The organism is Plantimonas leprariae, from assembly GCF_008802405.1.
Taxonomy (GTDB): domain Bacteria; phylum Pseudomonadota; class Alphaproteobacteria; order Rhizobiales; family Rhizobiaceae; genus Plantimonas; species Plantimonas leprariae.
On record NZ_VZDO01000022.1, the window covers coordinates 1 to 19,480 of the forward strand.

Here is a 19,480-nt window from a genome sequence, read left to right on the forward strand (position 1 = left end):
CAGGTCACGGCCGACACCGGATACCGTGGCCGTGGTCAGGCCGATGCTGGAAGACAACACCCCGTCGCCGTCGGTGACAACGAGATTCCCCATCAGCAGGCCAACGTTCGGGCCCGTCTTGATGGTGCTGATCTCGCCGGTACCGGTATTCACCGACAGGATACCGACGCCGAAAGCCTTGTCGAGGGCGGCCTGCAGGTTGGCGGCGTTGTTGGCCTGGGTGGAGTTCGACACGAAGGAGACGGTCTTCTTGGTCGCGGTCGAGCCGGTCGCCGTGGCGTTGTCGCCGTAGACGGTCAGGTCGAACGAGATCGTGTCGCCGCTGGAGCCGGGAGCCGCGATCGCGCCGGTCTTCGCCACGTCGTTGGCGGTGCCGTAGCTGCCGGTGGCAACGACCAGACCGTTGGCATCCGTACCGGTGGCGGCAACGCCGTCGACCGTGACCTTCGTGATGCTTACGGCCTGCGACGGGCCGGCGCCGACGGTCGCGATGTCGATGTTCGTCGCGCTGGTCCGGGTCGCGCCGACCTTGCCGGAGCCGAGAACCGCACCGTCGCTGATGCGCTTGGCGCCGTCGATCATCGCCTGGAGGGTCGTGGCGTACTTCGCTGCGTCGGCCGAGTCGGTCGCGGCAACGATGTCCTTCACGGACGTCTCGTAGAGATCGCCGTTGTAGGCGAAGCGGAACTGCAGCTTCTCGCCGTCCTGCAGGACTGCGGGTGCGACACCGCCGGCGTTGAAGGTGACGGCGACCTTGTTCGCCGAGCCCGCGCCGAACTTCGCGACGCCGTTGAGGGCGGTATAGCCCGCGAAGGTCGTGACGGTGCCGTCGCCGTCGACCGCCTTGAGGTTGCTGAACGACACGGACGAGGCCGAGCCGCTGGCACCGGAGGTGATGGTGATGACGCCCGAGCCGTCGGCCGCGACCGCGACGGCGCCGGTGCCGAAGGCGGTCGTGTCGTTGATCGCGGTCTGCAGCGCGGTCGCCAGGTTGGCGGCGCTGCCGACCGAGGCGAGCGCGACCGTGATCGTCTTGGTGGCGCTGCCGTTGAGCGACAGGTCGAAGCTCAGCTTGTCGGCCTTGTCGATGCCGGCCGCGGTGTAGGCGCCGAGCGTCACCTTGGCGGCCGCCAGCGCGCCGACGTCGAGGCCAGCCTTGGCAACCGCGGTGTCGAGGCCCTGCAGCGCCGGCGCCGCACCGGTGGCCGCGTTGCCGCCGAAGTCGAGGTCCACGCCGTCCGACGACAGCGTCGACTGCGTGCTAACGATGCCCATCGACGAGCCCGCCTTCGTGTCGAACAGCGCGATGTCGGAGGTGTCGATCTTGATCGTGCCGATCGAGATGGCGTTGTTGGAGTTGCGGGAGAAGGAGGCGACGACCGATTTGCCCGGATCGAACCCGGTGAGGCCGGAATTGACGGAGAGCCAGTTCTCGCCGGAGAAGTTCGAGGAGGTGGCGATCGACTTCAGCTGGTCCTGCAGCGCGTCGATGTCTTCCTGCACGGCCTTGCGATCGACGCCAGCCTGGGTGGCGGAGGTCAGCTTGGCCTTGATCTCGTCCAGCACGTCCTTGGCCTTGTTCAGGCCCTGGTACATCGTGTCGACCGTCGCCGCGCCGAGGTTCAGCGAATCCTTCACGGTCGACAGCGACTTGTTGTCGGACTTCAGCATCACCGAGATCGACCAGTACGCCGCGTTGTCCTTCGCTTCGCCGATCTTGTAGCCGGTCGAGATGCGGTTCTGCGTCTTGTCGAGCGTCGCGTTCGTCTGCTGAAGGGTGCGCAGCGCGGTGATCGCCGCCGCATTGGTGTTCACGCTTGCCATTGTGTTCCGTGCCCCGGAAAGAACTGCTCGCAGGACATGCTGGTCTGGCCAGCTTTGCGGATCGGCATCATGCCTTTGACCGGCTCCCCCTCGGGACGCGTCAATCCGCCTTTCAATTTATGGTTATGAAGCGATAAGGTTAATGAGCACTTAAACCGCACCGTTCCTTTGCGGAATATCCGCTAGAAGAACGAGCGTACCAGCGAGCCGGTCAGCATGTTCCAGCCGTCGATCAGGACGAAGAACAGGATCTTGAACGGAAGGGAAATCACCGTCGGCGGCAGCATCATCATGCCCATCGACATGGTCAGCGTCGCGACGATCAGGTCGATCACCAGGAACGGCAGGACGATCAGGAAGCCGATCTCGAAACCGCGCCGGAGCTCGGAGATCATGAAGGCCGGGATCACGATGCGAAGGTCCGCGATCTGCCCGTCGCCCGTCCCCTGCCCCTCCCCCGCCTGAACGCGGTCGCGGCTGGACGTCTCGGCGATATCCCCGAACAGCTTCAGATCCTCGGCCCGCACCTGCGTCAGCATGAAGTCGCGGAACGGATCGGAAATCTTCGTGAAGGCTTCCTGCTCGGTGATCTGGTTGTCGAGCAGCGGCTTCAATCCTTCCCGCCACGCCTGGTCGAAGGTCGGCGACATGACGAAGAACGTCATGAACAGCGACAGCGAGATCAGGATCAGGTTCGCCGGCGTCGACTGGAGCCCGAGCCCGGAGCGCAGGATCGACAGCGCCACCACGATGCGCGTGAAGCTCGTCACCATCACGAGCAGGCCCGGCGCCACCGACAGAACCGTGACGATGCCGAAAAGCTGGATGATCCGGCCCGAGGCGGACGCGTCGCCCGCCGGGATGAGACCGGCGAGCCCCTGCGCGACGCCGACCGCGGCATCCTGCTGCGCGAGGGCCGGCGTCGCGGCGGCGGCAAGCGCGACGGCCGTGGCGAGAGCGAGGCGCTTCATTGGGCGACCAGCGACTGGATGAGGTAGTCGCTGACCGCGGGCGAGCGGAGCTTGGCGCGCTCGGTCAGGTCCTCTTTCAGATGCAGGAGGCCCCGGGCGCCCTCGATCTGCGCGAGGTCGATCGTGCGCAGGAAGGCGACCGTGTCGTTCTGCACCTGGCCGGCCAGAACCTCGGCGTTCTCGACTTCCTTCTTGTGCACCACCAGACTCGCCTCGAGGCGAACGACGGTCTGCGGCGGCGTCGCGATATTGGTGATGATCGACTGGAGCTTGACGACCTCGTCGGGGCTCTCGCCCTTTTCCTGCGCGGCAGCCTTCTCGACCGCCTCTTCCCGCGGCTTCAGCGCATCCTCGGCCCGTTCCATGCTGGACGAGCCGACCAACCAGCCGACGCCCGCGCCGCCGCCGATGGCGACGAGGGTGAGGATCGCGATCGGCATCGCCGTCGCGAGAAGGCCGCCCTTCTTCGCCGGCTTGTCGCCCGCGCCGGCATTCGCGAGGGCCTGGGCGATCAGCGCATCGCCGCTGATGTCCGACATCGGAGTTTCCCTTCATCAGGAACCGCGGAGGCATCGCCTCCCCGAAGCGTCGTCATGACGCTTCCCGACATCAGGCTCTAAGCCGTCACCCTGTCACGAGCCTTGCGGCTATCGTTCAGCCGATACTTGCCTCACCAGGGTGCGGCGATGTCCAGCGCCTGCTGGCCCCAGCCCGGCTGCTGCACCTCGGTGAGCCGCCCGCGTCCGCCGTAGGAGATGCGCGCTTCGGCGATCCGATCGTAGGGGATCGTGTTGTTCGGCAGGATGTCGCCGGGCCGGATCACGCCGGCGATCGACAGGACGCGCACCTCGAAGTTGACGCGCACCTCCTGCTGGCCGGTGATGTAGAGATTGCCGTTCGGCAGGATCTGCGTCACCACCGCGGCGACCGACAAGTCGATCTTCTCCGAGCGCTTGACGTTGCCCTTGCCGGTCGAGTTCGTGCCGCTGGAAAGGCCGATCTTGCCGCCGAGCGCGCCGATGATCGACTCCTTGTTCCAGGTCGGGTTGACGTCGGCGCCGATATCGACGCCGGAGTCGCGCGAACGCTTGGTGTTGTTGTCGACCTCGGCCTTGTCCTTGATCTCGATCCGCACCGTGACGATGTCGCCGAGATGCAGCGCGCGTGCGTCGCGGAACAGGTTGGCGTTGCCGTCGGTCCACAGCGAGTTCTTGCGGATCGGCACGACCTCCGCCGGAAAGGCGGCGGGCTCGATCTGGGCGGGGTTCTGCACGAAGCCGGCGCCGGGCGGGGTCATCACGGGCGCCGCCATGAAGTCCTGACGCTGCTGCGAGGCGCAGCCGCCGACCGTCAGGAGGAGAAGAAGGCAGAGTCGCTTCACGGAATTCACCCTTTGCCGGAAGCGGCGGTCGCGCCGTCCGGCGTGCGGCCGGTCTTGGCCACGATGAGCGTGCCGAGCTCGGCGGCAACCGCCGCCGGCATCTCGGAAAGGATCGCGCCGGACGCCCGCGGCTTCAGCTTCGCCAGCACGGCGGCGGCGGTCGGCCGGTCGACGGCGGCGAGCTGCTGCGCCGCGGCATCCGGCTTCATCTTGGCGTAGATGTCGGTCATGATGTCGGAGGTGGAATCGAGGAAGGCCTGCCGTTCCTTCAGCCACGACTGGTAGTCGGCGCGCTTCTGCTCCAGCTCGTCGATCCGCGCGTTCACCTGCGTCTCGAGGTCCTTCAGCTTCTTCGTCTGCGCCGCGATACGGGCTTCGCGCGCCGGGTCGGCGATCGCCGAACAGTAGCGGCCGACATCGCTGGTCGGCACGTCCGGCGCGGCGGGCTTGCCGTCCGGGCCGATGACGCGCACGACCGTCTGGTCGGGCGGCGGCGGAGCCTTCGCGCCTTCGGCCGATTCGCTCTCGGCGCGCGCCGGCAGGGCGGCGGCTGCGAGAAGCGCCGCCGCGCAGAACAGGGTTCGAGCCGAGCGAAGCGTCATGTCACTGCACCACGAGATCCGCCTGGAGAGCCCCGGCGGTCTTGATCGACTGGAGGATGGCGATGATGCCGGTCGGCTTCAGCCCGAGCCGGTTCAGGCCGCGCACCACGGTTTCGAGGTTCGCGCCCTGGACATAGGCGAAGTTGCCGCCTTCCTGCCGGGCGTCGACCGTGGTGTCCGAGGTCACGACGGTCTGGCCGTTGCGCGAGAAGGGCGCCGGCTGCGAGACGTTCGGCGTCTCGGTGATGCGCACCGTCAGGTTGCCGTGCGTGACGGCGACCGTCGAGATCTGCACGTCCTTGCCGATCACCACCGTGCCGGTCTTCTCGTCGATCACGACGCGCGCCGCCGTATCCGGCTCGACCGGCAGGTCGCCGATGTCGGCGATGAAGCGCGTCGAGGAGATGCGCCCCGGCCGGGTCAGCGACACGGTGCGAAGGTCCTGCTCGCGCGCGACGGTCCGGCCCCATTTCTTGATCGCGAAGGCGTTGATCGCGTCGACGACGCGGATCGTCGTGCGGTAGTCGGGGTTGCGCAGTTCCATGGTGATCTGGTCGGTCTCGACCTCGGCGCGCGGCACCTCGCGCTCGATCAGCGCGCCGCTGGCGATGCGGCCGGAGGTCGGAACGCCCTGCGTCAGCTTCTCGCTCTCGCCTTCGGAGGTGAATCCGGAGACCGCCATCGAGCCCTGCGCCACCGCATAAACCTCGCCGTCGGCGCCGTAGAGCGGCGTCATCACCAGCGTGCCGCCCATCAGCGACTGCGCGTCGCCGAGCGAGGCGACCGACACGTCGATGCGCTGGCCGGCGCCGATGAACGGCGGCAGGTCGGCCGTCACCACGACGGCGGCGACGTTCTTCGTGCGCGGATTGCCGGCCCGGACGTTGACGCCCATCCGGTCGAGCATCGACTGCAGCGACTGCTCGGTGAAGGGCGAGTTGCGCAGGGAATCGCCCGTGCCCTGCAGACCGATCACCAGGCCGTAGCCGACGAGCTGGTTCTCGCGCACGCCCTTGATCGTGGTGACGTCCTTAATCCGGACGCCTTCGGAGCGCAGCGCGTTCTGGCCCGGACGAACGGTATCGAAGCTTTCCCGCGCGCCGATCCCGGCCTCGTAGGCGTCGGCGGCCGGCGGCGCTTCGAGCACGTCCGCCGCCATCGCGGCGCCCTGACCAGCGAGGAAGAGGGTCAGGAGCAGGCTGGTGCGGAGGCGGTTCATTGCGCGGCGACCTCGATCGAACCGTCGGCCTGCACGATGCCGCTGACCGTGATGCCGCTGTCGGTGTTGCGGACGCGGATCGCGTCGCCGGGGCCGGCGGAGGCGAGCGGCGTGCCGAGACCGGAGATGAAGACGCCAGCCTCGCGGTAGACGATCGGCACCGGCACGCCGGCGCGCACCACGTCGGGCGACTTCAGGTCGCTGAGGAGGATGGGGCGGTTCGGCAGCAGCGTGCGCTTGGCGACGCGGCCGGACAGCATCGACTCCTCGACCGCATAATCGGCGAGCTTGGCCGCCGGCACGCGGAACTTCGCCAGCGAGACGCCCTTGTCCGCCACCGGCTGGCCCGGATAGACGACGGCCATGGGCACCGGCAGCTCGATATCCGCGGCGAAGGCGCGGATCGGCACCGCCAGGAGCAGCAGCGCGAGAACGAACACGGCGGTGGCATAGAGGCCGACCGCGAGGCGCTCGCGCTTCGAAACCCATTCCATGTTGCGGCAACTCCCGAAAGGTTGGCGGGCTCGGACCGGACGCCGCGTTCGGGCGTCCGGCGCGGCCGTCAGCGCAGGCCGGTGGAAACGACCTTCGACATGTCGTCGGCGGCCTGGATGACCTTCGAGTTCATCTCGTAGGCGCGCTGCGCCGAGATGAGCTCGGAGATTTCCTTCACCGGATCGACGTTCGAGCTTTCGAGGTAGCCCTGGTTGATCGCGCCGAAACCGGAATCGCCCGGAACGCCGGCGATCGGCGCGCCGGAAGCCAGCGTTTCCTTGAACAGGTTGCCGCCCTCGGCTTCGAGGCCCGGCTCGTTGACGAAGTTCACCAGCGTCAACTGGCCGAGAAGCTGCGGATCGCCGGTCGCGAGATGCGCGTAGACTTCGCCGGAGGCGGAAACGGTGACCTTGATCGCTTCCTGCGGCACGGTGATCTGCGGGTCGACGAGGAAGCCGTCGAGCGTCACGAGCTGGCCCTGCCCGTTCTTGTTGAACGCGCCGTCGCGGGTATAGAGCGTCTCACCGCCCGGTCCCTGGATCTGGAAGTAGCCGTTGCCGTTGATCGCGAGATCGAAGGTGTTGCCGGTCTGGTCCAGCGTGCCCTGGAGATGCGTGGTGCGGATCGCGGCGGTCCTGACGCCAAGGCCGAGCTGCGCGCCTTCCGGCACCACTTCCTCGCCGCCGCGCGCTGGCACGCCCTGCATCCGCTCGACCTGGTAGAGGAGGTCGGTGAACTCGGCGCGGGCGCGCTTGTAGCCGGTGGTGTTGATGTTCGCGATGTTGTTCGCGATCACCTCGACATTGGTCTGCTGCGCGTTCATGCCGGTGGCGGCGATCGCAAGCGCTCTCATGGTTTTCTGGTCCCCTCGTCCCGCAGCCGGCGTCAGATCGCCATGCGGGAGATTTCCTGGTAGGCGGCCACGACCTTGTCGCGGATCACCACGGCGGTCTGCAGCGCGCGCTCCGCGCCCATCACGGCGTCCACCACGGCCTGCGTCGAGGCGTTGCCCTGGATGCCGGCGATCGAGGTCGATTCCGCGCCCTTCACCGCTCCGACGGCGTCGGTGGTCATCTTGGCGAGCACGGAGCCGAAATCCGCGCCGCCCGCGGCCGGGGCGGAGGCGCCGGCCGTCGCGGTGCCGAGGGATTCGACCCGCTTCGTGTCGAGCGCGGGAAAGCCGGAGCTGATGGCCGGGATCATGAGCCGTTCCTCAGGAGATCGATGGTCATGGTGATCAGTTCGCGCGACTGCTTGATCACCTGCAGGTTCGCTTCGTAGGACCGGTTGGCCTCGCGCATGTCGGCCATCTCGGTCAGCATGTTGACGTTCGGCATCTTCACATAGCCGTTCGAGTCGGCCGCCGGATTGCCGGGATCGTGCTCGGTGACGAAGTCGCTTTTGTCGACGCCGTAGTTGGCGACGCGCACCATCTCCGCCCCGGTCAGGCGGTCGACCTCGCTCTCGAAGCTGACGGTCTTGCGCCGGTAGGGGTCGGAGCCCGGCGTCTGGCCGGTGGAGCGGACGTTCGCGACGTTCTCGGAAACGATGCGCAGCCGGTTCGACTGGGCTTCGAGGCCGCTCGCGGCGATCTTGAGCGAGGAGACGATCGGATCCGACATCGCGCTCAGCCCTTCACGCCCATGAGGTAGAACCGCTGGAAGGCCTTCGCGATCGAGGTGTTCAGCGAGAAGCCGCTCTGCACCTCGCCCGACTTCAGCATCTCCTGCTCGAGGCTCACCGAGTTGCCGCTGTGCGTGACTTCCCAGGCCGTCTCGCTGCCGGACTCGACGTCCACCGAGCGCCCGTCGACGGCGGCGAGGTGCAGCGGGTTCGAGCCGGCCATCGCGAGCTGCGTCGATTCCATCGCTTCCGTGAAGCCCTTCACGTCCTTGCCGATGTAGCCGGGCGTATTGGCGTTCGCGACGTTCTCCGCGACGATCGACTGGCGCTGGGACAGCCATTCGGCGCGGCGGGACGAAAGCCCGAAGAGGTACATGTCGCTCAAGGATCGGCCCCCGAACCCGTCGTTTTGCTCAACGAATTCTTAAAGAGGCGCACTTGTCCGAAGCTGTCGGACCGCTTTCTTCGCCGTGCCGCCGATGGCGAGGAAAGCAAACGCGAAAACGGCGGCCGCAGCCGCCGTCGAAATAGTTAACGAATACTTAACGAAAAGGGATCGCTCAGTCCGCGGCGCGCCATTCCAGGCGGGCGCCGGCAATCGCGGCGGCAAGCCGCTCGGTCTGCTCGTCGGCGGAAAGGTCGGGGTCCTCGAAGGCGAGATAGGTCAGCGTCACCGAGGCCGCGGCGGCGGCAAGGCCCAGCTTGAAGTGCGCCGACACGCCCGCGTGCCGGAACTCCATGCCGAGATCGATGGTGGGCGGCGTGTTCCACGTCAGGTGGATGTCGCCCTCCCCCGAGAAGCGCAGCGTGCCGGCCTTCATGTAGAGCTGGCTCGACGAGTTCACGACATCGGCGATGTTGCCGAGCCGGTCCATGCGCAGGAACGCGATGTAGTCCACGACCTCGACGAGCCGCAACTCCGCGACGACCTCGCGGATGCCGTCGCCGATGATGCGCTCGCGTTCGCCCACATGCTTGTTGCGGAAGTCCGGCATGAAATGGGAACCCATCGAACTCCATCCGTCGGATACATGACGCGAGGATCGCTGCGGACAGCGGACCCTTTCGCGCGCGCGGCGACGTGCCGGCCGGCCTATGGGACGAAAGCCGAAGCTTCGCCCTTTTTCTCCCGGCGGACCGGCCGCCGGAAACATGCTTCGCCTATCGCTGCCTCAGGCCGCGCCCGCCCTCGCGGGCATCTTCGACTGGAGGAAGTAGATGAGTTCCGCGACCGCCTTGTAGAACTGCTGCGGAATCATCTGGTCGATTTCCACATGGTCGTACATCGACCTTGCCAAGAGCTTGTCCTCGAAGACCGGCACGTCGTTCGCCTCGGCGATCTCGCGGATCTTGAGGGCGATGAGGTCGGTTCCCTTGGCAACGACCACCGGCGCGCCGCCGTCCTCGCGGGTGTAGCGGAGCGCGATCGCGTAGTGCGTCGGGTTGGCGATCACGAGCGTCGCCTTCGGCACCGCCGCCATCATGCGCTTGCGGGTGCGCTCGCGGGCGATCTGGCGCTGGCGCGCCTTGATCATCGGATCGCCTTCCTGCTCCTTCATCTCCTCCTTCACTTCCTGCTTCGACATGCGCAGGTCGCGCTTCCAGTTGAGGCGCGAGAACAGGAGGTCGGCCGCGACCAGCACGATCGTCGCGATCGCCACGATCGAGAGAAGCTGCATGGCGAGCGACAGCAGCGTTTCCGGCAGCGTCAGCGGATCGGTGAACATCGTCTTCATCGTGGTCGGAAGCTCGCGATGGAGCATCCAGCCGACGATGAGCGAGACCGCGCCGAACTTGAACAGCGACTTGCCGAACTCGGTGAAACCCTTGACGCCGAACAGCCGGCTCCAGCCGCTGGCCGGCGAGAGGTTCGACCATTTCGGCCGGATCCGCTCCATGTTGAGCTGCGGCGGGTTCTGGAGGACCGAGGCGAGCACACCGGCGACGAAGAAGAAGCCGGCGGCCGGCAGGACGAACCGGCCGGCCTGCAGCGCCATCGCGTTGAGGAAGTGGAGGGCGTCGGCACCGTTCTCGATGTCCCATTGCACCGGGTTCTCGAAGGTGCTGCGCAGGTTCGCCACCAGCGAGCCCGCCACGTCCCTCGCGGCGAAGGCGGTGAAGGCCATCGAGGCGAGGAGCGAGCCGAGGATGGGCGCTTCGCGGGAGAACGGCAGGTTGCCCTTCTCCACCGTGTCGCGAATGCGCTTCTCGGTGGCTTCCTCTGTTCTGGAGTCCTTCTCGGCGCCTTCGGCCACGGCGATCCTGCCTCAACCGGTGTTAAGACGACGTTGCGGAACCCCTTAAAGGAGTTCAGCCTTCCTTCGCCGCCGTCAGCACGATCCGCCCTTCCGCGGCGAGCCGCAGCGCCAGCGTCGCGATCGCCCGCCGCGCGGCGGTGACGTCCTTGACCGACACGTCGGCGTTCTGGGCGAGCTCGGCCTCCACCATGCGCCGGGCTCTGGCGGCCAGCGCCGAGGTGACGGACTCGGTGACTTCCGGCGAGGCGCCGCGCAGTGCCAGCGTGACGTTCTCGGTCGGGATCGAGTCGAAGAGAATGAGGCGCGCCTTCTTCGGCACGTTCGGCAGGTCCTCGAAGGCGAACAGGAGGCTGCGGATCGCGGTCGCCTCGTCCGGCTCGTCCTCCTCGATGGAAGCAAGCAGCTCGTCGGTCTGCGCCTTCTCCATGCGATTGGCGATCTCGGCCAGCGCCGCGCGCCGCGCCTTGCGCTCGGCGGACGAGGAGCCGGCCACGAAAATCTCGCGCAGCTTCTCCTCGACCAGCATCTCGGTCGCACTGCCGAGCTCCTTGGCTTCCAGCATGCGGCGCATCACGTCGACGCGGAAGTCGCCTTCGAGGCCCGCGACCACCGCGGCGGCGATCTCCGGCTCGAGCTTCGCCAGGAGCGTCGCCGCGACCTGCGGGTGCTCGGCCGACATGATCTGCCGCAGCACCGGGGCGCCGAGCTTCTCCATCTCCTCCCAGACCGTCAGGGTCGGGCCGGTGAACAGGCTCTGGTCGATGAAATCGTCCGCGCCGAAGATGTTGGTCATCTCGTCGGCCGACAGGACGCTCCTGAGCAGGCGGTTCATCCCGTCGTCGAGATCGCTGAGGCCCGCGCCGGTCTTGAACTCCTCCTGGAAGTCGCTGACGAGCTGGTCGACCTGTTCGGCGGAAACGTCCCGGTACTCCGCGACGCTTTCCTTCATCGCCCTGAGGTCTTCGGGGCTGAAATGCTTCATCAGGCGGGATGCGCCGTTGGTTCCCATCGCGAGGAGCAGCACCGCCGCCTTCGCCGGACCGGGGAGCGCGACGTCGCTGCTGGAAAATTCGGAATAGGATGCAAGGCTCATCGCGCGCCGTCCGGTTACGGGGTCAGGCGTTCAGGGATTTCGCGCGGGCGGGGCGCGAGCCCGGCGAGACGATCTCGGTCAGGGTGATGCCGAAGCGCGATTCCTCGGTTTCGAGCACCACGACCTCGCCGCGCGCCACGATGCGGCCGTTGACGATGAGGTCGACGGGATCGCCGATCGAGGTGTCGAGCTTCACCACCGCGCCGCGACCGAGCTTGACGAGGTTGGCGACCGGCATCACCGCCGAGCCCAGCACCACCTGCATCGTCACGGGGATGTCCATGATGAGGTTGAGGTCGGGCTTCGCGTCCGGGGCGGGCCCCGCCGCCACGTCGTCCGAGTCGCCCATACCCATGCCGGCCGGCATGGCGAAGTCCGGCATCTCGGTGCCGCCGAAGTCCATCTCGCCGAGATCGGTGTCGACGTTGAACTCGCCCTCGGTCTCGTCTTCGTCGTCGATCATCGCCGCTGTTCCTTCGTGTTCCTCGCGGGGCGCAGGCGCCCTTCCCTTCCGGAGCTGCGGCGCTCGCCGCCGCTCCGTCCGGTGGTGCCGGCCATCGGCCGATCCGCTGCGTTAACGATTAGTCGCCGAACCTGACCCGAGGCGGGACTCGATGAGGCTGAGCCAGGTGTCCTGCTGCGTCGCACCGCTCGCGCGTGCGCCCGCCGCCGGATCGTTCGCCGCGCTGAGCCGCCGGTCGGCGACGCGGATGCGGTCCTCCAGCTCGGTCACGACCTCGCGCGCTTCCGCGATGCGCTCGTCCAGCGCGCGGATCGTGTCGATGCCTTCGCTGCGCAGCATCACCACCGCATGCGCGGCGCGGTTGATGGAAGCGTCGGCATCGGCGAGCGCCTTCGAAAGCGCCGTCTCGCCGGTCCGGAGGCGGCGGAGCTCGCGCGCCATCGCGGTCGCCTTCCAGCCGGTGAAGGCGAGCGCGCCGAAAAGCAGGGCGTCAATCAGCGAGGATATCATCGATGAACTCCTCGGTCGGATCGATCTTCTCCTCGATCCGGACCACGTAGGCGTCGCGGGTCATTCCCATGTGGCCGCGGAAGAGCCGCTGCTCCTCGCACTCGACCACGATCAGGCTGTCCATCGTGGCGTCCAGCACGATCGTCTGGCCGACCGCGAAGCGGGCGACCTCGCCGAGCGTGATCTGCCGCTCGTCGAGCAGCGCGCGCACTTCGAGATCGGCGAGCTGGATGCCTTCCTGGATGTTCTTCGCCCAGGTCTCGTCCGCCGGCGGCTCGGCCTTTTCCGGCACGGTGGAGAGCTTGCGGCGATGCGTGGCGAAGGCCTTCTCCGGGATCGCCACCCGCAGCGTCGCGGCGGCCTCGCCGAGCGTCACGCGGAAGGCGAGCGCGAGGAAGGCGCGGCCGTCGGCCGGCAGGAGGTCGTCGAGCTCCTCGGCGATCGAGACGGTAAGGCAGCGATCCGGATGCATGTCGAGCGGCGCGACGTCGGCGAAGACCGGGTTCGCCGCCTCCACGAAGGCGGCGAGGCAGCGCTCGGCCAACCGGCGATCGAGCGCGGTCGCCGGGCGACGCGGGCCTCCTTGAGCCTTCGCGGCCTTGCCGTTGCCGCCGAAGATCGCCTCGGCGAAGAGATCGAACGAGGCCGCGTCGCCGAGCGCGAAGCCGATCTCGCGCCACTTCGGCGACTTCGCCAGGACGCAGATGCCGGCGTCCTTCGCTGCCGCCGCGCCGGCCCCGAGCGTCATGCCGGAGACGCCGGTGCATTCGATCAGGACCGAACTCGCGCAGAACTCGCCGAGGGCGTTCGCGCCGGCTTCCGCCCAGGCCTCGCCAAGCAGCTTCAGGCGAGGCAACTTGTCCGCCTCGATGCGGGAGGCCGAGCGGATCTGCGCTTCGATGGTGCGTTCGGCGGTCATGCTCATCGCGTTCCGGCTCCGACGTTCAGGCCGCCGCGGCCGAGCCGCCGCCGATCGTCTCGGACTCGACCTGGTCGATGGTCGGGCGCTCGTAGGCGGAGATCGTCTTGCGGCCGTATTCCAGCGCCACCTGCGGCATGGCGCCGTTGATGTAGGCGATCAGCGTCTGCTTCACGATCACGTAGCGCCTGAGCTTCTTCTCGCGCACCACCTTCACCTTGTGGGCGATCGGCGTGAACACGCCGTAGGAGAAGAAGATGCCCGCGAAGGTGCCGACGAGCGCCGCGCCGATCAGGTGGCCGAGGATTTCCGGCGACTGGTCGAGCGCGCCCATGGCATGCACCACGCCGAGAACGGCGGCGACGATGCCGAGCGCCGGCAGGCCGTCGGCGATGTCCTGCAGCGCCTGCTTCGGCTTCAGCGTGTCGCGGGAGATCGTCTGGATCTCCTCGTCCATCAGCGACTCGACCTCGTAGCCCTTGACGTTGCCGATGATGATCAGCCGGCAATAGTCGCAGATGAAGTTGAGGATCGGCTTGTCCTTGAGGATCGCCGGATAGGCCGAGAAGATCGCGGAAGCCTCCGGGTTGTCGACGTGCTCCTCGACCTCCGAGCGGGGCTTGGAGCGCATCTCGCGCATCAGCGAATGGAGGAGGCTGAGCAGGGCGAGGTATTCCGTCTGCTTCGGCACGGCGTTCTTGAACGCCTCGCCTAGCGCCTTGCCGGTGTCCTTCACCACCTTCATCGGGTTGGCGATCAGGAAGGTGCCGAAGGACGCGCCGAGGATGATCAGGAGCTCGTAGGGCTGCCAGAGCACGTAGAGGTGGCCGCCGCCGGCGATGTAGCCGCCGAGCACGCAGGCGATGATGACCACGAGGCCGAGCAGGATGGCCATGACGGAACCCTTCTGGATGCTTGGGGCGGTCCGCGACGTGCCGGGCGAGGATCGGGCCGGCGGAACTCGGGGGACTGCCTCGTACCCCAACCGGAGTAAGGAGAAGGACTTGTGCGAGCCTGACGGGCGGCGCCTCCCTACAGACAGGCCCGCGCAAGCGAGCGTTCCGATCTTGTGGCCACCGCCGCGCCCCACCGAAACGCCGCGCGGCGACGCCCTTCCACGGATCGAATCCCTCGATGCAGACGTCTCTTCCCGTCGCGCTCTCGGCGCAGATCGCCATGGAAAAGCGCCTCGACACCATCGCCGACAACATCGCGAATTCGCGCACCGTCGGTTTCCGCGCCGAGGAAGTGAAGTTCGAATCCTTCCTTTCGACCGCCGCGAAGGAGCCGGTCGCCTTCGCCTCCACCGGCGAGCATTACATCTCCACCCGCACCGGCGAGATGACCCAGACCGGCAACGGCCTCGACATGGCGGTGAACGGCGACGCCTGGTTCGCCATCCAGGGCAAGACCGGCACGATCTACACGCGCGACGGCCGCATGCAGATGAACGACGCGGGCGAGCTCCTGTCGATGAACAACGAGCCGATCCTGGATGTCGGCGGCGCGCCGCTGCAGCTCAACCCGAACGGCGGACCGATCAACATCGCGCGCGACGGCATGATCACCCAGAACGGCGCGCAGGTCGGCGCCGTCGGCCTGTTCCAGATGCCGGCGAACGCCAAGCTCGCCCGCGTCGGCACTTCCGGCGTACGTCCCGACCAGGCCGCCCTGCCGGTCGTCGACTTCAACGGCATCGGCGTGATGCAGGGTTTCGTCGAAGGCGCGAACGTCAATCCCGTTCTGGAGATGACCCGCCTCATCGACGTGCAGCGCGCCTTCGAGAGCGCCGCCAACCTGCTGCAGACCTCCGAGAAGTCGCTCGACGACGCGGTGAGCATGCTCGGGCAGAAGGCGTAACCCCTCGTGAAGCCGTACCAGCGTCCCGAAAAAGGCAGTCTGAACGATCCCCTGATCCGCATCTCCGGCCACGTCATCGACGTGTCCGCGCAGGCTTTCCGCGTCGCCGGGCTGTCGCCCTTCGTGCGCCTCGGCGACTGCGTCGCGACGCGCTCGCCGGACGGTGAGACCGAGATCGGCGAGGTCGTGCGCGTCGAGGAGAAGTCGGCGACGGTGAAGCCCTTCGCCGCGAACTTCCGCTCCGGCGTCCGCTCGGTCGCGTGGCGCACCGGGCCGATCACCGTCTCGCCGGCGAAGAGCTGGAAGGGCCGCACGGTCGACGCCTTCGGTCGCCCCTGCGACAACCTCGGGAACCTGGAGAAGGGTCCGCGCGCCTTCGCCGCCGACGCGATGCCGGACACGGCGATGGGCCGCGGCCGTGTCGACAAGCCGGCGAAGACCGACGTCAAGGCGATCGACATCTTCACGCCGCTGGTGAAGGGCCAGCGCATGGGCATCTTCGCCGGCTCCGGCGTCGGCAAGTCGACGCTGATGGGCATGCTGGCGCGCGCCAAGGGCTTCGACACGATCGTCGTGGCGCTCGTCGGCGAGCGCGGCCGCGAGGTGCGCGAGTTCCTTGAAGTCACGATGGGCGGCGACCTGTCCCGCCTCGTCACCGTGGTCGCCACCGGCGACGAGAGCCCGATGATGCGCCGCATGGCGCCGAAGACAGCGATGTCGATCGCCGAGTTCTTCCGCGACGAGGGCGACGACGTGCTGCTGATCGTCGACTCCGTCACGCGCCTCGCGCACGCCGCCCGCGACGTCGCGCTCGCCGCCGGCGAGCCGCCGGTGGCGCGCGGCTATCCGCCGAGCGTCTTCTCCGAACTGCCGCGCCTCCTGGAGCGCGCTGGCCCCGGTCCCGAAGGCAAGGGCACGATCACCGGCCTCTTCGCGGTCCTCGTCGACGGCGACGACCACAACGAGCCGGTCGCGGACGCCATCCGCGGCACGCTCGACGGCCACATCGTGCTGTCGCGCTCGATCGCGGAGGAAGGCCGTTTCCCGGCGGTGGACGTGCTCAAATCCATCTCCCGCCTCGCCGACCTCTGCTGGGACACACAGGAGCGCGAACTGGTGATGCGCCTGCGCGCCATGATCGCGCGCTTCGAGGACACCCGCGACCTACGCCTGCTCGGCGGCTACGCCCGCGGCGGCGACACGACGCTCGATCAGGCCGTCGATCTCGTGCCGATCATCTACGAGGCGATCGGTCAGAAGCCGGGCGACCCCCTCGTCGACAAGGCCTTCGACGACCTTTCCCGCCGCCTCAAACAAGGCCTCGTCGCCGCGCAGGGGTAAGGTACGGCGGCCGAGGAAAGCTTTCTTCTCCCCCTGTGGGGAGAAGAAGGGCGCTTACTCGCTGACGAGGTCTACTTCGCCGCGTCCGTGATCTTGCTCGTCCACGCCCCGGTCGGCTCCTTCGAGATCACCGGATCCGATCCGCCGGACATCAGCACCTTCACTGTGTTCTCGGCGGCGGCCTCATCCAGCTTCGGCGAATCCCCCAGGAGCTTCGCGATCTCGCCCATCATGAACTTCTGGTGCTCTTCGGTCTGCGCGCCGGTCGTGTCGTTGTCGAGGACGATCCCCGCCGCCTCGTCCGGGTTCTCCTTGGCGTAGGCCCAACCCTTCATCGAGGCCGAGACGAAACGTGCCAGCGCGTCCGCCTTCTTCGGGTCGGCGAGTTCCTTCTCCGTCGTGTAGAGCCCGTCCTCCAGCGTCGAGACGCCCTGGTCCTCGTACTTGAACACGACGAGGTCCTCCGGCTTCAGCCCGGCGTCCAGCACCTGCCCGTACTCGTTGTAGGTCATGGTGGAGATGCAGTCGGCCTGCTTCTGAATCAGCGGGTCGACGTTGAAGCCCTGCTTCACCACCGTCACCCCGTCCGGCCCGCCATCGGTCTTGAGGCCGAGCTTCGCCATCCAGGCGAGGAACGGGTATTCGTTGCCGGAGAACCAGACGCCCAGCGTCTTGCCCTTGAAGTCGCTCGGCGAGGTGATGCCGGTCTCCTTGCGGCAGGTCAGCATCAGGCCCGATTTCGCGAAGGGCTGCGCGATGTTGACGAGCGGCAGGCCCTTCTCGCGCGCCGCCAGCGCCGCCGGCAGCCAGTCGACGATCACGTCGGCGCCGCCGCCGGCGATCACCTGCTCGGGCGCGACGTCCGGGCCGCCCGGCTTGATCGTGACGTCGAGGTCGGCATCCTTGTAGTAGCCCTTCTCCTGCGCGACGTAGTAGCCGGCGAACTGCGCCTGCGCGACCCATTTGAGCTGCAGCACCAGCGGGTCGGCGGCGAGCGCCGGCACCGCGGCGGAGGAGACGAGGGCCAGCGCGAGGCCGGCGGCTTTCAGCGACTTCATCGGACCCATGTCTCCTCAAGCGAAGGCTCGCCTACCGCGCGCGGTAGGACGGATGCCAGAACGTCGAGAGCCGCTCGACGACGGATAGGATGCCGTAGCTCACCGACCCGGCGAGCGCCGCGACCGCGATCTCGGCCCAGACCATGTCGGTGTTCATCCGGCCGATCTCGGCCGAGATGCGGAAGCCCATGCCGACGATGGGCGTGCCGAAGAATTCCGCGACGATCGCGCCGATCAGCGCCAGCGTCGAATTGATCTTCAAGGCGTTGAAGACGAACGGCAAGGCCGCCGGCAACCTGAGCTTCAGCAGCGACTGCGCATCGCTCGCGGCATAGGTGCGCATCAGGTCGCGCTCCATCGGCCCGGCGACGGCGAGGCCGGCCAGCGTGTTCACCAGCATCGGGAAGAAGGTCATCACCACGACCACCGCCGCCTTCGACGGCCAGTCGAAGCCGAACCACATCACCATCACCGGCGCGATGCCGATGATCGGCAGCGCCGAGACGAGGTTGCCGACCGGCAGGAAGCCGCGCCGGAGGAACGGCGAGCGGTCGACGAGGATCGCCGCGAGGAAGCCCGAGCCGCAGCCGATCAGATAGCCGGCGACGACCGCCTTCAGGTAGGTCTGCCGGAAGTCGGCCCAGAGCACCGGCAGAGAGTTCGCAATCCGCGCCCCGATGGCGGACGGCGGCGGTAGCAGCACGCTCGGCACTTCGAGCCCGCGCACCACGAATTCCCACAGGATCAGCAGCGTCGCGCCGAACAGTGCCGGCACCGCGACGCCGACCAGCCGCGCGGCGAGCGGCCGGTGCGGCGAAAGCGCCGCGAGCCGCGCCGTCAACTGCCAGGCGACGAGCCAGAAGGCGAGGAGAAGCAGCCAGAAGAACCCGTCCGCCGGCCCGTGCCGGAGCGAGGCCGCCAACGCCCAGACGCCCGCGGCGGAGAGCACGGCGGGAACGAGCACGCCGTCCTTCAGCCGTTTCGCGACGGCGCTCATGCCGCCCCCGCCCGCTTCAGCGCGATCCGCTCCGCGACGCCGACCGCCGCGACCAGCAGGCCGGCCAGCACGGAGGCCGCGATCAGCGCCGCCCAGATCTGCACCGTCTGCCCGTAATACGAGCCCGCCAGCAGCCGCGCCCCGAGCCCGGCCTGCGCGCCGGTCGGCAATTCGCCGACGATCGCGCCCACCAGCGCCGCCGCGACGGCGATCTTGGCAGACGCGAACAGGAACGGCAGCGAGGCCGGCAGCCGCAGCTTCGTCAGCACCTGTCCCCGGCTCGCATTGTAGGTGCGCATCAGGTCGAGCAGCATCGTGTCCGGCGAGCGCAGGCCCTTTACCATGCCGACCGTCACCGGAAAGAACGACAGGTAGGTCGAGATCACCGCCTTCGGCAGCAGGCCCGTCACGCCGATCGAGGCCAGCACCACGATGATCATCGGCGCGATCGCGAGGATCGGGATCGTCTGCGATGTGATGATCCAGGGCATCAGGCTCCGGTCGAGGGTGCGCGACTGGATGATGCCGACCGCAAGGAGGATGCCGAGCGTCGTCCCGATCGCGAAGCCGAGCAGCGTCGAGGCGAGCGTCACGTAAGTATGGTAGACGAGCGAGCGCGGCGAGGTGATCCGCGTCTGCACCACTGTCTTCCAGAGTTCCGCGACGATCTGGTGCGGCGCCGGCAGGATCGGCCGATCCGACAGCATCGTGCCGCGCACGATCTCACCGAAACCCGGCTCCGTCCCGCCTCGCGCCAGCTTGTCGGCGACGGTCTGCCAGTTCAGCCAGACCGCCCCGAGATACCAGAGCCCGATGATCGCCGCGACGACGATCAGCACCGGCAAGGCCTTGCCCCCCATCGCCCG

23 protein-coding genes are annotated in these 19,480 nt (G+C 67.8%); 2 read left to right on the plus strand and 21 right to left on the minus strand.

Features of this window, described 5'->3' with window-relative positions; translation table 11 throughout:
* From F6X38_RS20725 to motA, 18 genes are all read right to left on the minus strand, one after another.
* The coding region (locus F6X38_RS20725; protein ID WP_150973159.1) for a flagellin N-terminal helical domain-containing protein at positions 1 to 1,824 on the minus strand (1,824 nt) is incomplete at its 3' end.
* 182 nt (positions 1,825 to 2,006) lie between these two features.
* Positions 2,007 to 2,795, minus strand: coding sequence for a flagellar type III secretion system pore protein FliP (fliP, locus tag F6X38_RS20730; RefSeq protein ID WP_150973160.1), 789 nt, complete (start codon positions 2,793 to 2,795; stop codon positions 2,007 to 2,009).
* Entirely contained in the window at positions 2,792 to 3,334 is a 543-nt protein-coding gene (locus F6X38_RS20735) for a flagellar basal body-associated FliL family protein (protein ID WP_150973162.1), read from the minus strand. Before F6X38_RS20735 ends, fliP begins: the two co-directional genes overlap by 4 nt.
* A gap of 131 nt (positions 3,335 to 3,465) precedes the next feature.
* The gene (flgH, locus tag F6X38_RS20740; protein ID WP_150973163.1) at positions 3,466 to 4,176 is read right to left on the minus strand and encodes a flagellar basal body L-ring protein FlgH; all 711 of its coding nucleotides are present in this window, start codon (positions 4,174 to 4,176) and stop codon (positions 3,466 to 3,468) included.
* A 5-nt stretch (positions 4,177 to 4,181) separates the two neighbouring features.
* Complete coding sequence (locus F6X38_RS20745) at positions 4,182 to 4,778, minus strand: MotE family protein (protein ID WP_150973165.1); 597 nt, start codon at positions 4,776 to 4,778, stop codon at positions 4,182 to 4,184.
* Between the two features lies 1 nt (position 4,779).
* Positions 4,780 to 5,997 (minus strand): flagellar basal body P-ring protein FlgI, encoded by a 1,218-nt coding sequence (gene flgI / locus F6X38_RS20750; protein WP_246191465.1) that lies wholly within the window; start codon positions 5,995 to 5,997, stop codon positions 4,780 to 4,782.
* Positions 5,994 to 6,491: a flagellar basal body P-ring formation chaperone FlgA gene (flgA, locus tag F6X38_RS20755; RefSeq protein ID WP_150973166.1), complete on the minus strand. Its 498-nt coding sequence runs from the start codon at positions 6,489 to 6,491 to the stop codon at positions 5,994 to 5,996. Before flgA ends, flgI begins: the two co-directional genes overlap by 4 nt.
* A 68-nt stretch (positions 6,492 to 6,559) precedes the next feature.
* The gene (gene flgG / locus F6X38_RS20760; protein ID WP_150973168.1) at positions 6,560 to 7,345 is read right to left on the minus strand and encodes a flagellar basal-body rod protein FlgG; all 786 of its coding nucleotides are present in this window, start codon (positions 7,343 to 7,345) and stop codon (positions 6,560 to 6,562) included.
* A 32-nt stretch (positions 7,346 to 7,377) separates the two neighbouring features.
* Positions 7,378 to 7,695 carry a flagellar hook-basal body complex protein FliE gene (gene fliE, locus F6X38_RS20765; protein ID WP_150973170.1) on the minus strand — a complete coding sequence of 106 codons (318 nt, stop codon included), beginning with the start codon at positions 7,693 to 7,695 and terminating at the stop codon, positions 7,378 to 7,380.
* On the minus strand, positions 7,692 to 8,114 hold the full coding sequence (gene flgC / locus F6X38_RS20770; RefSeq protein WP_150973172.1) for a flagellar basal body rod protein FlgC: 423 nt from the start codon (positions 8,112 to 8,114) through the stop codon (positions 7,692 to 7,694). Before flgC ends, fliE begins: the two co-directional genes overlap by 4 nt.
* Positions 8,115 to 8,119: 5 nt before the next feature.
* On the minus strand, positions 8,120 to 8,491 hold the full coding sequence (locus F6X38_RS20775) for a flagellar basal body protein (RefSeq protein WP_246191470.1): 372 nt from the start codon (positions 8,489 to 8,491) through the stop codon (positions 8,120 to 8,122).
* 184 nt (positions 8,492 to 8,675) lie between these two features.
* The gene (locus F6X38_RS20780; protein WP_150973176.1) at positions 8,676 to 9,125 is read right to left on the minus strand and encodes a hypothetical protein; all 450 of its coding nucleotides are present in this window, start codon (positions 9,123 to 9,125) and stop codon (positions 8,676 to 8,678) included.
* A gap of 162 nt (positions 9,126 to 9,287) precedes the next feature.
* Positions 9,288 to 10,370, minus strand: a complete 1,083-nt coding sequence (gene flhB, locus F6X38_RS20785; protein ID WP_150973178.1) for a flagellar biosynthesis protein FlhB — start codon at positions 10,368 to 10,370, stop codon at positions 9,288 to 9,290.
* 55 nt (positions 10,371 to 10,425) lie between these two features.
* Entirely contained in the window at positions 10,426 to 11,466 is a 1,041-nt protein-coding gene (locus F6X38_RS20790) for a FliG C-terminal domain-containing protein (protein ID WP_150973180.1), read from the minus strand.
* Between the two features lie 22 nt (positions 11,467 to 11,488).
* Positions 11,489 to 11,821, minus strand: coding sequence for a flagellar motor switch protein FliN (gene fliN, locus F6X38_RS20795; RefSeq protein ID WP_425482900.1), 333 nt, complete (start codon positions 11,819 to 11,821; stop codon positions 11,489 to 11,491).
* Positions 11,822 to 12,040: 219 nt separating this feature from the next.
* Entirely contained in the window at positions 12,041 to 12,439 is a 399-nt protein-coding gene (locus F6X38_RS20800) for a hypothetical protein (protein WP_150973183.1), read from the minus strand.
* Complete coding sequence (locus F6X38_RS20805; protein ID WP_150973184.1) at positions 12,420 to 13,364, minus strand: FliM/FliN family flagellar motor switch protein; 945 nt, start codon at positions 13,362 to 13,364, stop codon at positions 12,420 to 12,422. The genes F6X38_RS20800 and F6X38_RS20805 overlap by 20 nt, the downstream gene beginning before the upstream one ends.
* A 19-nt stretch (positions 13,365 to 13,383) precedes the next feature.
* Positions 13,384 to 14,253 carry a flagellar motor stator protein MotA gene (gene motA / locus F6X38_RS20810; protein ID WP_150973185.1) on the minus strand — a complete coding sequence of 290 codons (870 nt, stop codon included), beginning with the start codon at positions 14,251 to 14,253 and terminating at the stop codon, positions 13,384 to 13,386.
* Positions 14,254 to 14,492: 239 nt separating this feature from the next.
* Between motA and flgF the strand changes: the two genes are divergently transcribed.
* Both flgF and fliI read left to right on the plus strand, forming a co-directional pair.
* Complete coding sequence (flgF, locus tag F6X38_RS20815) at positions 14,493 to 15,218, plus strand: flagellar basal-body rod protein FlgF (RefSeq protein WP_150973187.1); 726 nt, start codon at positions 14,493 to 14,495, stop codon at positions 15,216 to 15,218.
* A gap of 6 nt (positions 15,219 to 15,224) precedes the next feature.
* Positions 15,225 to 16,559, plus strand: a complete 1,335-nt coding sequence (fliI, locus tag F6X38_RS20820) for a flagellar protein export ATPase FliI (protein ID WP_150973189.1) — start codon at positions 15,225 to 15,227, stop codon at positions 16,557 to 16,559.
* Positions 16,560 to 16,630: 71 nt separating this feature from the next.
* Here fliI and F6X38_RS20825 read toward each other — a convergent pair whose 3' ends face one another.
* Genes F6X38_RS20825 through F6X38_RS20835 form a run of 3 tightly spaced genes read right to left on the minus strand, consistent with a single transcriptional unit; the run spans position 16,631 to position 19,474 of the window.
* Positions 16,631 to 17,617: an ABC transporter substrate-binding protein gene (locus tag F6X38_RS20825; RefSeq protein ID WP_150973191.1), complete on the minus strand. Its 987-nt coding sequence runs from the start codon at positions 17,615 to 17,617 to the stop codon at positions 16,631 to 16,633.
* A 31-nt stretch (positions 17,618 to 17,648) separates the two neighbouring features.
* Entirely contained in the window at positions 17,649 to 18,614 is a 966-nt protein-coding gene (locus F6X38_RS20830) for an ABC transporter permease (protein ID WP_150973194.1), read from the minus strand.
* The gene (locus tag F6X38_RS20835) at positions 18,611 to 19,474 is read right to left on the minus strand and encodes an ABC transporter permease (protein ID WP_246191472.1); all 864 of its coding nucleotides are present in this window, start codon (positions 19,472 to 19,474) and stop codon (positions 18,611 to 18,613) included. Before F6X38_RS20835 ends, F6X38_RS20830 begins: the two co-directional genes overlap by 4 nt.
* Between the last annotated feature and the right edge of the window lie 6 nt (positions 19,475 to 19,480).